Origin of the sequence: Clostridium saccharobutylicum DSM 13864, from assembly GCF_000473995.1 — a bacterium.
GTDB lineage: Bacteria > Bacillota > Clostridia > Clostridiales > Clostridiaceae > Clostridium > Clostridium saccharobutylicum.
Genome location: NC_022571.1, coordinates 1,357,041 through 1,371,029 on the forward strand (window position 1 = coordinate 1,357,041; position 13,989 = coordinate 1,371,029).

At 29.7% G+C, this 13,989-nt stretch carries 12 protein-coding genes; 9 read left to right on the forward strand and 3 right to left on the reverse strand.

Going from position 1 to position 13,989, the window contains the following annotated elements; genetic code table 11:
• Window positions 1-83: 83 nt before the first annotated feature.
• Window positions 84-692 (reverse strand): flavin reductase family protein, encoded by a 609-nt coding sequence (locus CLSA_RS05880; protein ID WP_022744491.1) that lies wholly within the window; start codon window positions 690-692, stop codon window positions 84-86.
• Window positions 693-1,057: 365 nt separating this feature from the next.
• On the reverse strand, window positions 1,058-2,362 hold the full coding sequence (locus CLSA_RS05885; RefSeq protein WP_022744492.1) for a D-alanyl-D-alanine carboxypeptidase family protein: 1,305 nt from the start codon (window positions 2,360-2,362) through the stop codon (window positions 1,058-1,060).
• A gap of 183 nt (window positions 2,363-2,545) precedes the next feature.
• Here CLSA_RS05885 and CLSA_RS05890 point away from each other — a divergent pair, with 183 nt between their 5' ends.
• Complete coding sequence (locus tag CLSA_RS05890; protein ID WP_022744493.1) at window positions 2,546-3,295, forward strand: polysaccharide deacetylase family protein; 750 nt, start codon at window positions 2,546-2,548, stop codon at window positions 3,293-3,295.
• 63 nt (window positions 3,296-3,358) lie between these two features.
• Here CLSA_RS05890 and CLSA_RS05895 read toward each other — a convergent pair whose 3' ends face one another.
• Window positions 3,359-4,132, reverse strand: coding sequence for a DeoR/GlpR family DNA-binding transcription regulator (locus tag CLSA_RS05895; protein ID WP_022744494.1), 774 nt, complete (start codon window positions 4,130-4,132; stop codon window positions 3,359-3,361).
• A gap of 204 nt (window positions 4,133-4,336) precedes the next feature.
• Here CLSA_RS05895 and CLSA_RS05900 point away from each other — a divergent pair, with 204 nt between their 5' ends.
• From CLSA_RS05900 to CLSA_RS05935, 8 genes are all read left to right on the forward strand, one after another.
• A complete protein-coding gene (locus CLSA_RS05900) occupies window positions 4,337-5,491 on the forward strand; it encodes an iron-containing alcohol dehydrogenase (protein WP_022744495.1) in 1,155 nt (384 codons plus the stop codon).
• A 5-nt stretch (window positions 5,492-5,496) separates the two neighbouring features.
• Window positions 5,497-6,342 (forward strand): class II fructose-bisphosphate aldolase, encoded by an 846-nt coding sequence (locus CLSA_RS05905; protein ID WP_022744496.1) that lies wholly within the window; start codon window positions 5,497-5,499, stop codon window positions 6,340-6,342.
• Window positions 6,343-6,356: 14 nt separating this feature from the next.
• Window positions 6,357-7,376, forward strand: a complete 1,020-nt coding sequence (gene iolC / locus CLSA_RS05910) for a 5-dehydro-2-deoxygluconokinase (protein WP_022744497.1) — start codon at window positions 6,357-6,359, stop codon at window positions 7,374-7,376.
• Window positions 7,377-7,390: 14 nt separating this feature from the next.
• Window positions 7,391-8,179 carry a 5-deoxy-glucuronate isomerase gene (locus CLSA_RS05915; RefSeq protein ID WP_022744498.1) on the forward strand — a complete coding sequence of 263 codons (789 nt, stop codon included), beginning with the start codon at window positions 7,391-7,393 and terminating at the stop codon, window positions 8,177-8,179.
• 17 nt (window positions 8,180-8,196) lie between these two features.
• Window positions 8,197-10,128 carry a 3D-(3,5/4)-trihydroxycyclohexane-1,2-dione acylhydrolase (decyclizing) gene (iolD, locus tag CLSA_RS05920; protein WP_022744499.1) on the forward strand — a complete coding sequence of 644 codons (1,932 nt, stop codon included), beginning with the start codon at window positions 8,197-8,199 and terminating at the stop codon, window positions 10,126-10,128.
• A 14-nt stretch (window positions 10,129-10,142) separates the two neighbouring features.
• The gene (gene iolG, locus CLSA_RS05925) at window positions 10,143-11,156 is read left to right on the forward strand and encodes an inositol 2-dehydrogenase (RefSeq protein ID WP_022744500.1); all 1,014 of its coding nucleotides are present in this window, start codon (window positions 10,143-10,145) and stop codon (window positions 11,154-11,156) included.
• A 24-nt stretch (window positions 11,157-11,180) separates the two neighbouring features.
• On the forward strand, window positions 11,181-12,077 hold the full coding sequence (iolE, locus tag CLSA_RS05930) for a myo-inosose-2 dehydratase (protein ID WP_022744501.1): 897 nt from the start codon (window positions 11,181-11,183) through the stop codon (window positions 12,075-12,077).
• Window positions 12,078-12,489: 412 nt separating this feature from the next.
• Entirely contained in the window at window positions 12,490-13,923 is a 1,434-nt protein-coding gene (locus CLSA_RS05935; protein ID WP_022744502.1) for a sugar porter family MFS transporter, read from the forward strand.
• Window positions 13,924-13,989 lie beyond the last annotated feature (66 nt).

A 13,989-nucleotide genomic window follows, 5' to 3' on the forward strand; every position in this document is an offset into this window, starting at 1 on the left:
AAATTGATTTAGTTATACAGTACATAGTTTTAATGTAGATTTCAATTTTTAATATATATAAGAAAAAATCTAAGTAGGTATTGCTACTTAGATTTTTTGTTTTCAAATCTTCTACGTTTTTTAGTTTTTTTCTTCATAACTGAAAAGCCAAAAGAACCGATTGGTTTTTTACTTAATGGAAAATATTCTCCATGACAGTAAGATATCATATTTGCATTTTCAAAATGAATTTTACCTTTTTCATCTAATAGGTCTTCATTTACGTGAGAGCCAACAACTTCTGCAATAAACATATCATGGGTACCAAGAGGAATTATATTTTTTACTTTGCATTCAATATTTACTGGGCATTCATCTATGAAAGGTGCAGATATGTGGTGACTTTCTTTTAAAGTAAATCCCATTTCGCTTATTTTATCATTTTTCTTTCCTGATCTAACTCCACAATAATCAACTGCCTTTACTAAATCAGAACTAGGTAAATTAACTACAAACTCCAAAGTTTCCTTTATGTATTCATAAGATAATCTTTCTGGTCTTATAGAAATATATAGCATAGGAGGTTTTGTATTTATAGTTCCAGTCCATCCAACTGTAAATACATTAGTTTTTCCTTCTTTATTTCTTGAGGTAACTAAAACAACAGGAACTGGATTTAATATTACACTGCCTTCAAAATCAATTTTATCCATGTATGATCCTCCTTTAAGGTTAATTGCATTATAAAAATATTGTTGTAAAGTGTAGTTACACATATACATATTTAAATAATTTCTTACTGATTATATCATGTTTTAATATATATATCTATTACATAAAATTCATAAAAAGGAGAATAAATAAAAATGTATTATAATGACTTGAAAATAAGAAAGAAATGTATTATTGTATTATATTATTCTTAAGAGGAATAGGTTACTTTATAATAATAGAACATTATATTTAAAGTATATAAAAAAGTTATCTATAGAATTGAGAAACTCTACAGATAACCTTAGATTAAATTTTAGTTAATTAAATTTTTTATAATTTAGAATAAGTTGTTCACCAATATAGATTAATATCTTCTTCTTCTATAACGACTTCTTCTATTTCTTGAATTAGAAATCATATTTCTAATAAGAACAATTAAAGTACCAACAATTCCTATAACTACTAAGGTAGAAATATATATAAGTATATTGTCTTTTATAATTGAACCTAATGAAATATCTACTGTTCCAGTAACTTCTTCTGAATGATTTCTTGTTGAATATGTTAATTTAGTATTTTTATTAAAAAGTAGTTTCCATGCACTAGCATTATTTGCTTGGTTATATGTGATTTGAGATTCAGCATCGTTTATACTATTTGGGTAATAAGACACATCTTGAGTTAATTTAAGTGGTACAGTGATAGTCTTTGTTGGTCCGAAAAACCCAAATGGCTTATATTGTAAATCTGTAGTTCCAACTTCGTTACCTTTTGACTTGTATGTTTGTTTAGTAGCAGCAAAGCTGTAATCCATAATTGAATCCATGTCATTAAATTTTGTCATATCTGCATTGTCAACTTGTTTACTTTTAAGAACAACACCTATTAATTGTCTGCCATCTCTGTCATAGACAGTAGCTAAGCAACCACCTGCAGCATTAGTTGTACCAGTTTTTCCGGCAATGTTACCATTTTTCCCTAAGGTTAAATTTCTATTTTCTAATATAATTTTAGAATTTTTTATATCTATAGGAGCAGTTTTCAATTCCATAGTTTCTCTTACCCAAGGATTTGCAAAGGCTGCTTTAGCAATTAATGAAAGATCATATGCTGTGGTATAATGATTGTCATCGTGTAATCCGTTAGCAGTAATAAAATGACTGTTATTAGCACCTAGTTCTTTTGCTTTTTTATTCATTAAATCAGCAAAACTTTGTGAATTACCGGCAACATTATCTGCAATCATGTATGCAGTATCATTTGCAGAAAAGAGCAATAAGCCTTTCATGACATCATCTGCTAACATCTTATCACCAACCTGCATAGTATTATGCATATAATTGATATTTAATGAATATTCAGGTTGTTCTTTTGCTGATTTTGTATATTCAATTTCATCATTTTTTTGTTTATTTTCAGCGAATAACAAACTAGTTAAAAGCTTAGTTGTACTAGCTGGATATCTTTTGCTATCGGCATCTTTACAATAAATTACTTCCCCAGTCTCTAAATCAATAGTTATAGCTGATTGTGCATTAATATTAGGTAAACCTTGCGTTGAAGATTCAGTTTTTTTAGTATCTGTAGCATAGCTTGCCATAGTTAATGGGCTAAATAAAGAAAGAGAAAGTGTTAATATAAGGGTTTTTAAAATTAAATTTTTTTTCAAGTCAAATCTCTCCGCTTCTATATTAAATATATATTAAAACATTTTTAGTATAAGCTATATTCAAAAAAATAACAAGTAAAGTATAGATAATAACAAAGCTTCACTTAAAATTTCCTTGTAATTACTAATATATATATTTTTTTTTTGAACAAACTATAAATAGTGTAGGAAAGGGGTGGTTTAATGAACAAAAAATCGAAATTTTTTTTAATACTAATGATTATAGCCTTATCAATTGGAATTTATTCATATGATGTTAGAGCAGCTGAAAATTATGAGAGAAAAATAGTATACCTCACTTTTGATGATGGCCCATCTTTAAACAATACCGATGCTATATTAGATGTATTAAGTGAAAATAAAGTAAGAGCTACTTTTTGTGTTGTGGGAACAAATGTAAATAGAAATAAAGTTACGATGAAAAGATTATCGGATCTTAATATGTCAATAATACCTCATTGTAACAATCATGCTTACAGGGAATTGTATTCATCAAAAGATTACTATATTAAAGATTTAAACTCTTGTATAAAAGCAATAAATACGACTATAGGAAAACAAAAAAATTATAATATGGTGCGAATGCCAGGAGGATCAACTAATACAATTTGTAATCCAAATGTATTGAATGAAATAAAAAATGAATTGAAAAACAAGAATATATATTATTTAGATTGGACAGTTGATTCAGGTGATGCTACTGCGAGCCAAGTTGCAAGCAATATTATAAAAAGCAATATTAACAGATATGGTGGAAAATATAAAATAGAAGTAGTTTTGATGCACGATTTAGAAAATAAAAAAACCACCACTACAGCGCTTCAAGATATTATTGATAATTATAAGAAATTAGGCTATGAATTTAAAACAATTGATGAAATTGAAGATTGGGAAATGGATTATTTAATTAGCAATCATGTAATTAATAAATAAGGCATATAAAAGAAAATAATCAAAATTAAATAAGTAATGAAGAAGATAAAAAGTAGCATTGAGCTACTTTTTATTTTCTTCATTAGCAATTACAAGTTCAATATTATAATTATTAAAATAATCAATATATTTCTTTGGTGGATAAGTATCAGTAATAATACAATCTAAATCTTTAATATCACAAAATGTCATTAATGATACAACATCGAATTTTGATGAATCTACAAGTAAAAAACATTTAGAACTTTTGGCAACAGCTGCTTTTTTTATTTTGTATTCATCAGGAGAAGTATTTGTGACACCATTTTCTAGTGATATTCCAGTACAAGCTATAAAACTTTTATTTAAATTATAAGTAGATAAAACATCAGAGGCGTTTAAACCAGTAAAAGATGATGTTTTTCTACTTAATTTTCCGGAAAGACATATTATTTCAATGTTTTCATATGGAATCGCTTGCACAATGGCATTGAGGTTATTTGTAAATATAGTGATATTTTTTTTGTCTTTCAAATATTCAACAATATTAAGTGTAGTAGTGCCAGAATCTATAAAGATACAATCACCATCTTCAACAAATTGAGCACATTCTTGAGCGATTGATGATTTGGCAAAGTTATTTTTTATTGTTCTCTCTTCAAATGATAAAAGCTCCTTATTAGTGTTTATAGTTACACCACCATAAACTTTTTTTATTACACCTTTGTTAACCAAGACATCTATATCTCTACGAATTGTGTTTTTTGACATTTTAAATTCCTCACATAATTTATCAAGAGATATAGTCTTATATTTATATATATATTGCTCTATTAGATCAATTCTTTTTGAACGCATTAAAATTCACTCTCCAATTAATTAAAACTATTATACTAATTAAATATTATAAACTAAAGAATTTAAAAGTGAAAGCAATTACTCAAAAAATTGTAAAAAGTTTCAAGGAAATTATTGACATGTTACATAGATGTGTTTATAATGAAATCATAAGATAACAACAAGTTAATCAAAAGTTAACCAAAAAAGAACGGAGTGATTAAAATGTCAAATAGTTTTATGACACCTAATAAAATATTAACTGGAAAAGATGCTCTGAAAAATAGTAAAGAATATCTAAAATCATTTGGTGAAAAAGCATTAATAGTTACTGATAACATTATGGTTAAGTTAGGAAATGTGCAGAGTTTAACAAGTATCTTAGATGAAGAAAATATAGGTTATAAAATTTATCAAGAAATTAACGGTGAACCTACCGATGTAATGATAAAAAATGGAACAAAGATTTATAAAGATGAAAAATGTGAATTTTTGATAGCTATCGGAGGTGGAAGTCCTATAGATTCAGCAAAGGCTATATCAATGATGACAGTATATAATGGAAAGATATCAGATTATATGGGAAAACAGATAGAGAATAAATTACCTCCAGTAGTAGCAATTCCAACAACTGCAGGTACAGGATCAGAAGCTACTCAATTTACTATCATTTCTGATACTGAAAATGACGTAAAGATGCTTATAAAAGGAGGTTCATTACTTCCAAGATTAGCAATTATAGATCCTAAATTTACAATGACAGTTCCAAGAAACGTAACAGCCGCAACTGGAATAGATGCTTTAACACATGCAATAGAAGCATATACATCAAGGAAAGCACAACCACTTTCAGACGTATTTGCATTATCAGCAGTAAAAAGGATTTTTCAATACTTACCTATAGCTTTTGAAAATCCTAATAATGAGGAAGCTAGAACTCAGATGTCTATAGCTGCATTAGAAGGTGGAATAGCTTTTAATAATTCATCAGTAACAATAGTTCATGGAATGAGCAGACCTATAGGAGCATTATTTCATGTAGCACATGGAATTTCAAATGCAATGTTATTAAAAGAATGTTTAACATTTGTAATTGACGGTACTTATGGTAGATTTGCAGATTTAGCAAGAGCAATAAAAATATGTCATGATAGTATGACTGATGAAGTAGCAGCTAAAGAATTTGTTGAAGCTGTAAACAATTTATGTAATCAATTATTAATACCAAGCTTAGAAGAGTATGGAATAGATAAGAAAAGATTTTTTGATAACTTGGATAAAATGGCAGATGATGCTCTTGAAAGCGGTAGTCCAAGCAATACTATTAAAAATATTACACATGGTAATATTGTTGAAATATATAAGTCACTTTGGAGGTGATAAATATGTCTTTAGCAAATATGAAAACGATTTTAAAGGGCGCAGTAAAAGAAAATTTTGCAGTTGGGAGTTTTAGTGTAGCTAATATGGAAATGATATTAGGAGCTATAAAAGCAGCGGAAGAGTTAAACTCTCCAATAATAATGCAAATAGCAGAGGTAAGATTAAAGCATTCTCCTTTAGAATTAATTGGCCCAATGATGGTAAAAGCAGCGGAAAATTCTAAAGTGCCTGTAGCAGTTCATTTTGATCATGGTTTAACAATTGAAAACATAAGAAAAGCGTTAGATTTAGGCTTTACATCAGTAATGATAGATGGGTCACACTTAAGCCTTGAAGAAAATATAAAGATAACTAATAAAGTAAAAGATGTTGCAACTTCATATAATGCTTCAGTTGAAGCTGAAATTGGACAAGTTGGTGGAAGTGAAGATGGAAGTAAGGATATAAATATAAAAGTAACAAATGTAGAGAATGCTGTGAGATTTTTCAATGAAACTAAAGTAGATGCTCTTGCAGTAGCTATAGGAAATGCTCATGGAATTTATAAAGGAGAGCCAAAGTTAAGATTTGATATACTTGATAAATTAAAAGGTAGTTTAGAAGTACCTCTAGTACTTCATGGAGGTTCTGGAATTTCTGAAAACGATTTTAGAAAATGTGCAACTATGGGAATTAAAAAGATTAATATTGCAACAGCTACTTTTAATTCAGTAAAGGAAAGTGTAAAAAATTTAAATGATGAATTAGATGATTATGATTATTTTAAGTTGCATCAAGCAGAAATTGATGGAGCGTATAAAAATATAAGAAAACACATTGAAATATTTGGAAGCATAAATAAAGCATAAGGAGGAAGTTGAAAATGAAATATATTAAATTTGATGAAACAAGAAAACTAGATATAGTACCTATAGGAAGAGTTGCAATTGATTTTAATCCAGTTGATATCAACAGACCACTTTCGGAAAGTGAAACATTTAAAAAATATCTAGGTGGATCTCCAGCAAATATAGCAGTTGGTGTTTCAAGATTAGGAAAAAAAGTCGGATTTATTGGTAAAGTATCAGATGATCAATTTGGAAAATTTGTTGTTGATTTCTTTAAAAATGAAGGGATAGATATTTCTCAAATAAAGTATTCGAATAGTGGAGAAAATTTAGGGTTAACATTTACGGAAATAGCAAGTCCAACTGATAGTAGCATCTTAATGTATAGAGAAGGAGTTGCAGATTTAGAATTAAATGTTGACGAAGTGGATGAAGAGTATATCAAAAATACTAAAGCAATAGTAATATCAGGAACAGCTCTTGCAAAAAGCCCATCAAGAGAAGCTGTATTAAAAGCATTAGAACTTGCTAAAAAAAATAATACAGTTGTAATCTTTGATGTAGACTATAGATCTTATAATTGGAAAAGTGATGATGAAATAGCTGTATATTATTCAACTGTTGGAAAACAGAGTGATATTGTAATGGGTTCAAGAGAAGAATTTGATTTGATGGAAAAACTAATTATTAAAGGACATAGTTCAGATAAAGAAACAGCTGAAAGATGGTTAAATTATGGCAATAAAATAGTTGTAATTAAACATGGAAAGGATGGTTCAACTGCCTACACTAATGATGGAAATTCATTTAAAATCAAGCCATTTCCTGTTAAATTACTTAAATCTTTTGGTGGTGGAGATGCATATGCATCAGCATTTATATATGGAATATTAGAAGATTGGGATATAATGGACGCTTTAGAATTTGGAAGTGCGTCAGCAGCAATGTTAGTAGCTAGCCATAGTTGCTCAAAGGATATGCCAACTGTAGATGATATAAAAAACTTTATAAAAGAAGAAAAAGAAGAATATGGAGAAATGATTGCTAGAGCTTAGGAGGTAAAAATAAAATGGTTCATAATTTAGATAAATTAGAGCATGGAGAAAATATTTTATGCGAAGTTAATGGTAAAAATAAAGAAATGTTAATGGATATAACAGTTGAAAATTTAAATGAAGGGGAAAAGAAGGAGTATTTAGAAAGCAACAAAGAATTAGCAATACTACTTCTGACAGGAAAAATTAAAATAAACTGGCTTGAAAATTCAAGAGAAATGGAAAGAAAATCAGTATTTGATGAAGATCCATGCTGTTTACACGTTCCAAGAAATACAAGAGTTTCTATAGAGGTGTTTGAAAAGTGTGAAATAATAGTTCAAAGTACTGAGAATTTAGAAGATTTTACGTCTAAATTCTATTCACCAAGTGATTGTAGAAGTGACATTTTTGGGGAAGGAACTTGGGGGGGAACAGCAAGAAGAGTCGTAAGAACTGTATTTGATTATAATAATGCACCATATTCTAATATGGTTATGGGAGAAGTTATAACATATCCAGGTAAATGGTCAAGTTATCCACCACATTATCATCCACAACCTGAAGTTTATTTTTATAAATTTGATAAACCACAAGGTTTCGGATTGTGTTTGAATGGAGAAGATGCATATAAAATATCTGATAATAGTTTTGCAACAATAATTGGTGGAGATGTTCATCCTCAAACATCAGCTCCTGGTTATGCAATGTACTATTGCTGGATGATTAGACATCTTGAAAATAATCCTTGGACAGACAGAATAGATGTAGAAGAACACAAATGGCTTTGGGAAAAGGATGCAAAAATATGGCCTTGTAGATAATAAAGGGGGATGAAATTATGAATTCTATTAAAATGACAACAGCTCAAGCACTAGTTAAATTTTTAAATAATCAATATATTTCATTTGATGGAAAAGAAGATAGATTTATTGATGGAGTGTTTACGATATTTGGTCATGGCATAGTTGTAGGCTTGGGACAAGCTTTAGATGAGAATCCTGGAAGTTTAAAAGTTTATCAAGGAAGAAATGAACAAGGCATGGCACATGTTGCATCAGCCTTTGCAAAACAAAATAATAGAAGAAAAATAATAGCTTGTTCAACATCAATAGGACCAGGAGCAGCTAATATGGTTACGGCTGCGGCTGCTGCAACAGTAAATAACATTCCATTACTTATGTTCCCGGGAGATTCATTTGCTACAAGGCAGCCAGATCCAGTACTTCAACAACTTGAGCAATCTTATAATATGGGAATTACAACAAATGATGTATTTAAACCTGTTTGTAAATATTGGGATAGAGTTTCTAGACCAGAACAATTAATGTCTGCAATGATAAATGCAATGAGAGTGCTTACAGATCCAGCAGAAACAGGGGCTGTATGTATAGCTTTACCACAAGATGTTCAAGGTGAAAGTTTTGATTTTCCTGAATATTTCTTTAAAAAACGTGTTTATAAAATTACAAGACCATTAGCAGTAGAAGAAGAGTTTAACGAATGCGTAAATTTAATCAAAAATAAAAAGAAACCAATAATTATTTGTGGTGGAGGAGTAAGATATTCTGAGGCAGGAGAAGTATTAGAAAAATTTGCTGAAAGGTTTAACATTCCGATAGCAGAAACTCAAGCAGGAAAAAGTTCTGTTAAATCAAGCTGCGGTATTAATTTGGGTGGCATAGGTGTAACCGGTAATTTAGCAGCAAATACAATTGCTAAAGATGCTGATTTAGTAATTGGAATAGGAACTAGATTTTCAGATTTTACAACATCATCAAAAGCATTATTTAAAAATAAAGATGTAGACTTTATTACAATAAATTTATCAAAATTTCATGGAAGTAAGCTAGATGCCTATAAAATGGTTGGAGACGCTAAAGTTTGTATAGAGAATCTTTACAAACGTCTTGAAAAAGAAGAATATATTTCATCATATATAGATGAAATAAAAAATGCAAAACAATCATGGAAAAATGAAATGGATAGACTAGTTAATATAAAATATACAGACAATTTTGTTCCTATTATAAAAGCTAGAAATGAAAGTAGCGTAGAAGAGTTTAAAGAGTTAACTAATGGAACAATTACTCAAACAGCTGCACTGGGCTTAATACGAAAAAATATTGATAAAGATGCAATTGTAGTAGGAGCAGCTGGAAGTTTGCCAGGTGATTTACAAAGAATGTGGGAGACTGACGCAATAAATTCATATCATATGGAATATGGATATTCATGCATGGGATATGAAATAGCTGCAAGTTTAGGATGTAAATTAGCAGATCCAGATAAAGAAGTTTATACAATGGTAGGGGATGGAAGTTATTTAATGTTACATTCAGAACTAGTAACTTCACTTCAAGAGCATAAAAAGATAAATGTATTATTATTTGATAATTGTGGATTTGGATGTATTAATAATCTACAAATGTCTAATGGAATAGGCAATCTTGCTACAGAATTTAGATATAGAAATAATGACACAGAAGAACTTAATGGAGGTTTAATACCTATAGATTTTGCTAAAGCAGCAAGTGGATATGGAGTTAAAACATATACAGCAACAACGCTTGAAGAGTTAGAAAATGCATTAAATGATGCAAAGAAAGAAAAGATTTCTACTTTAATTGATATTAAAGTCTTACCAAAGACAATGACTGATGGATACGAGTCATGGTGGCATGTTGGATTAGCTGAAGTGTCAGGCAAAAAGTCTATTAACGACGCTTTTGAATATAGTCAAAATCAACTTAAAAATGCAAAAAAATATTAGAGGAGAGATGTTTTATGTTAAAGGTTGGAATTATTGGTACAGGAAGAATTGGAAAAGTACATGGGGAAAGTATCTCAAAGTATGTTAAAAATGCTGAAGTAAAAGCTATAGCTGATGTATTTTTAAATGAAGCTACAGAAAACTGGGCAAAAGAAATAGGAATTCCAAATGTATATAAGGATTATAAAAAGATATTAGAAGATCCAGAAATAGATGCGGTTCTTATATGTTCATCAACAGATACTCATTCGAAAATTTCTATAGAAGCAATAAAAGCTGGTAAACATGTATTTTGTGAAAAACCAATTGATCATGACTTAGCAAGAATTAAAGAAGTAATTGATGAACTTAACAAATCTAAAGTTAAATATCAAGTAGGGTTTAATAGAAGATTTGATCACAATTTCAGAGCAGTAAGAAATGCAGTTGTTGAAGGTAAAATTGGAGAACCACATATTCTTAAAATAACTTCAAGAGATCCTGAACCACCTTCAATCGATTATGTAAAGGTATCCGGAGGAATATTCTTAGATATGACAATTCATGATTTTGATATGGCTAGATATCTTTTAGGTAGTGATGTTGTAGAGGTTTATGCAGCAGGTAATGTATTAGTTGATAAGGCTATAGGCGAAGCAGGAGATATTGATACAGCAATTATAACTTTAAAAATGGCCAATGGTGCAATAGCAGTAATCGATAATTCAAGACAATCAGCTTATGGATATGACCAAAGAGCAGAAGTATTTGGATCTCTTGGTCAGGTGGCAGTAGGAAATGATAGCACTTCTAAAGCAGTAGTATCAACTAAAGATGGAGTGACTGGTGAAAAACCATTATTCTTCTTCTTAGAAAGATATATGCAAGCTTATGCAGAAGAGATTACAGAATTTATTGATGCAATTGTAAATGATACAGACGTATCAGTAAGTGCTGATGATGGGTTAAAAGCTGTATTAATAGGAGATGCAGCAACAAAATCTTTACACGAAAATAGACCAGTTAAAGTATCGGAAATAAAATATTAATAATAAAGAATAGGGGGAGTTAACATGTTTGATAGTAAAAAAATAAAAGTTGGAATATGCCCAATTGGATGGACTAATGATGATATGCCTGATTTAGGAAAAGAAAATACATTTGAACAAGCTGTTAGTGAAATGGCTCTTGCAGGATTTAGTGGTACAGAAGTTGGAAATAAGTACCCTAAGGATACAAACGTTTTAAAAAGAGCTTTAGAGATTAGAAACATTCAAATTGCAAGTGCTTGGTTTAGTTCATTTTTAACTACTAAGCCTTATGAAGAAACAGAAAAAGCATTTATAGAGCATAGGGATTTCTTAAATGAAATGGGCGCAAAAGTAATAGTTGTTTCAGAGCAAGGGCATAGTATTCAAGGCCAAATGGATACTCCAATATTTGATGGAAAATATCATTTTAATGAAGATGAATGGAATCTATTGGCACATGGTCTTAATAAGCTTGGAAAATTAGCAGAAGATAAAGGAATGAAAATTGTTTATCACCATCATATGGGCACTGGAGTACAAACTACTGGTGAAATTGATAAATTAATGAGCATGACTGATGAAAATTTAGTGTATTTATTATTCGATACAGGTCATTTGGTTTATTCAGGAGAAGATCCAATTGCAATATTAAATAAATACGCTAGCAGAATTAAACATGTTCATTTAAAAGATATAAGAGCAGAGGTTTTAGAAAAAGTTAAAAAAGAAAAAATGAGTTTCTTAAAGGGAGTAAGAGCAGGTGCATTTACTGTACCAGGAGATGGATGCATAAATTTTGAGCCAATATTTAAGGCATTAGAAGAAAACAATTATGAAGGCTGGCTATTAGTTGAAGCGGAGCAGGATCCAGCAATTGCAAATCCTTTTGAATATGCAATGAAAGCTAGAAAATACATTAAAGAAAAAATAGGATTTTAAAAACAAATTAAAATTTTATAAATGATTTCAAATGAACAAAATCTATTAAGTTTGGTAACTAATATTTTTTATAAAATAATATAATGATAATATTTAGTTACCTTACGATTAAATAGATGTAAGTTACTAAGGCACAATGAAAAATAATAGAACAGTATGATAGATTATTTTGAGTCATACTGTGTCGGCAATTTTTGCTAATAGTTCGCTATGAGTCAAAAATATTTCAGTGTTTTACATGAAATATATTTAGTTTATTATTTGCTTTCATGTGCCTAATATGTTGAAATCAGAATAAAGCATCTATAACATATATAAAGAAAAGTAGTATTGATATGAAAAAAAAATTACAAAAATACTTGCGTAATTCTGAATGATCCTAATTATTTAAAATAGATAAGGAGGAATTAGAATGGAACAAGGTTCTTATAACATTAAGAAAAAAAGTAATTTGAGAAAAATACAAGTTATATCAACTTTTGGAGGTTTATTATTTGGATATGATACAGGTGTATTTAATGGAGCATTAAGTTTTATGAAAAGACCTGATCAACTGAATTTGAACCCTATGAATGAAGGTCTTGTTACAAGTATATTAACATTAGGGGCAGCGTTTGGTGCGGTAATTGGAGGACGTTTATCTGATAAATATGGTAGAAAAAAAATAATAAGAATGTTAGCTATTATATTCTTTTTTGCAACTATAACTTGTTCAATTGCACCTGATGCAAATATTATGATTGTTTCTAGATTTATTTTAGGGTTAGCTGTAGGAGGGGCATCAGTTATTGTGCCAACATTCCTAGCAGAGTTAGCACCTATGCATTTAAGAGGCAGTATAGTATCTAAAAATGAACTGATGATTGTAACTGGGCAATTGGTAGCTTATGTTATAAATGCTGTATTAGGAAATCTTTTTGCTGATAATGCTGGTGTATGGCGTTATATGATAGTACTTGCTACTATTCCAGCAATTGTATTGTGGTTTGGAATGATGGTACTTCCTGAAACACCAAGATGGTTAGCATCTAATGGAAAAGCAGCAAAAGCATTAGAAGTTTTAAAACAAATTCGTGATAAAGCAGAAGCAGAAGCAGAATTAGAAGAAATAAATAAGAATATTGAAGCAGAAAAACATTTAGACAAGGCATCATTTTCAGATTTATCTATTCCTTGGATTCGTCGTATTGTGTTAATTGGAGTTGGAATAGGTATTACACAACAAATTGCTGGAATTAATATAATGATGTATTATGGAACATCAATTTTGGAACAAGCTGGATTTGGTACAAAGGTAGCATTAATTGCTAATATAGGAAATGGATTAATGTCTGTTATAGCAGCTATATTTTTTGTAAAATGTGTTGGTGATAAATATCATCGTAGAAAGTTATATTTACTTGGAATAACTGGAACTACTATAGCGATGACAGCGTTATCTGTTGTTACAAATGTCTTACAAGGTTCATCTATGCTTCCTTTTGTTGTAATAATATGTACTATTGTTTATATAGCTTTCTTCCAAGCATTTCTTGGACCATTAACTTGGCTATTAATATCAGAAATTTTCCCATTAAGATTAAGAGGTTTGGGAATGGGGATATCAGCATTTGCTTTATGGGTAGCTAACTTTATAGTAGGTTTTGTATTCCCTATATTATTAGCAAACTTTGGTTTATCTGGAGCATTCGTAGTATTTATAGCATCGTCAGTGATAGGCGGTATATTCATCTATAAATGTGCACCAGAAACATATGGCAAATCATTAGAGGAAATAGAACAATCATTTAGACACCATTATGATAATAATGGTGCTGAAAAGAAAGGAATTGAGATGAAGCCATAATAATATATTTTTAAGAGTGTTAATTTAATGTTTTTTGAAAAGGTATACATAGGAACGATGGTTATT

Excerpts from the sequence above, each read along its gene's own strand:
- iolG (WP_022744500.1), top strand. The coding sequence starts at position 10,143 with ATGTTAAAGGTTGGAATTATTGGTACAGGAAGAATTGGAAAAGTACAT.
- CLSA_RS05900 (WP_022744495.1), top strand. The coding sequence starts at position 4,337 with ATGTCAAATAGTTTTATGACACCTAATAAAATATTAACTGGAAAAGAT.
- CLSA_RS05880 (WP_022744491.1), bottom strand. The coding sequence starts at position 692 with ATGGATAAAATTGATTTTGAAGGCAGTGTAATATTAAATCCAGTTCCT.
- CLSA_RS05890 (WP_022744493.1), top strand. The coding sequence starts at position 2,546 with ATGAACAAAAAATCGAAATTTTTTTTAATACTAATGATTATAGCCTTA.
- CLSA_RS05915 (WP_022744498.1), top strand. The coding sequence starts at position 7,391 with ATGGTTCATAATTTAGATAAATTAGAGCATGGAGAAAATATTTTATGC.
- CLSA_RS05935 (WP_022744502.1), top strand. The coding sequence starts at position 12,490 with ATGGAACAAGGTTCTTATAACATTAAGAAAAAAAGTAATTTGAGAAAA.
- iolC (WP_022744497.1), top strand. The coding sequence starts at position 6,357 with ATGAAATATATTAAATTTGATGAAACAAGAAAACTAGATATAGTACCT.
- iolE (WP_022744501.1), top strand. The coding sequence starts at position 11,181 with ATGTTTGATAGTAAAAAAATAAAAGTTGGAATATGCCCAATTGGATGG.
- CLSA_RS05895 (WP_022744494.1), bottom strand. The coding sequence starts at position 4,132 with ATGCGTTCAAAAAGAATTGATCTAATAGAGCAATATATATATAAATAT.
- iolD (WP_022744499.1), top strand. The coding sequence starts at position 8,197 with ATGAATTCTATTAAAATGACAACAGCTCAAGCACTAGTTAAATTTTTA.
- CLSA_RS05905 (WP_022744496.1), top strand. The coding sequence starts at position 5,497 with ATGTCTTTAGCAAATATGAAAACGATTTTAAAGGGCGCAGTAAAAGAA.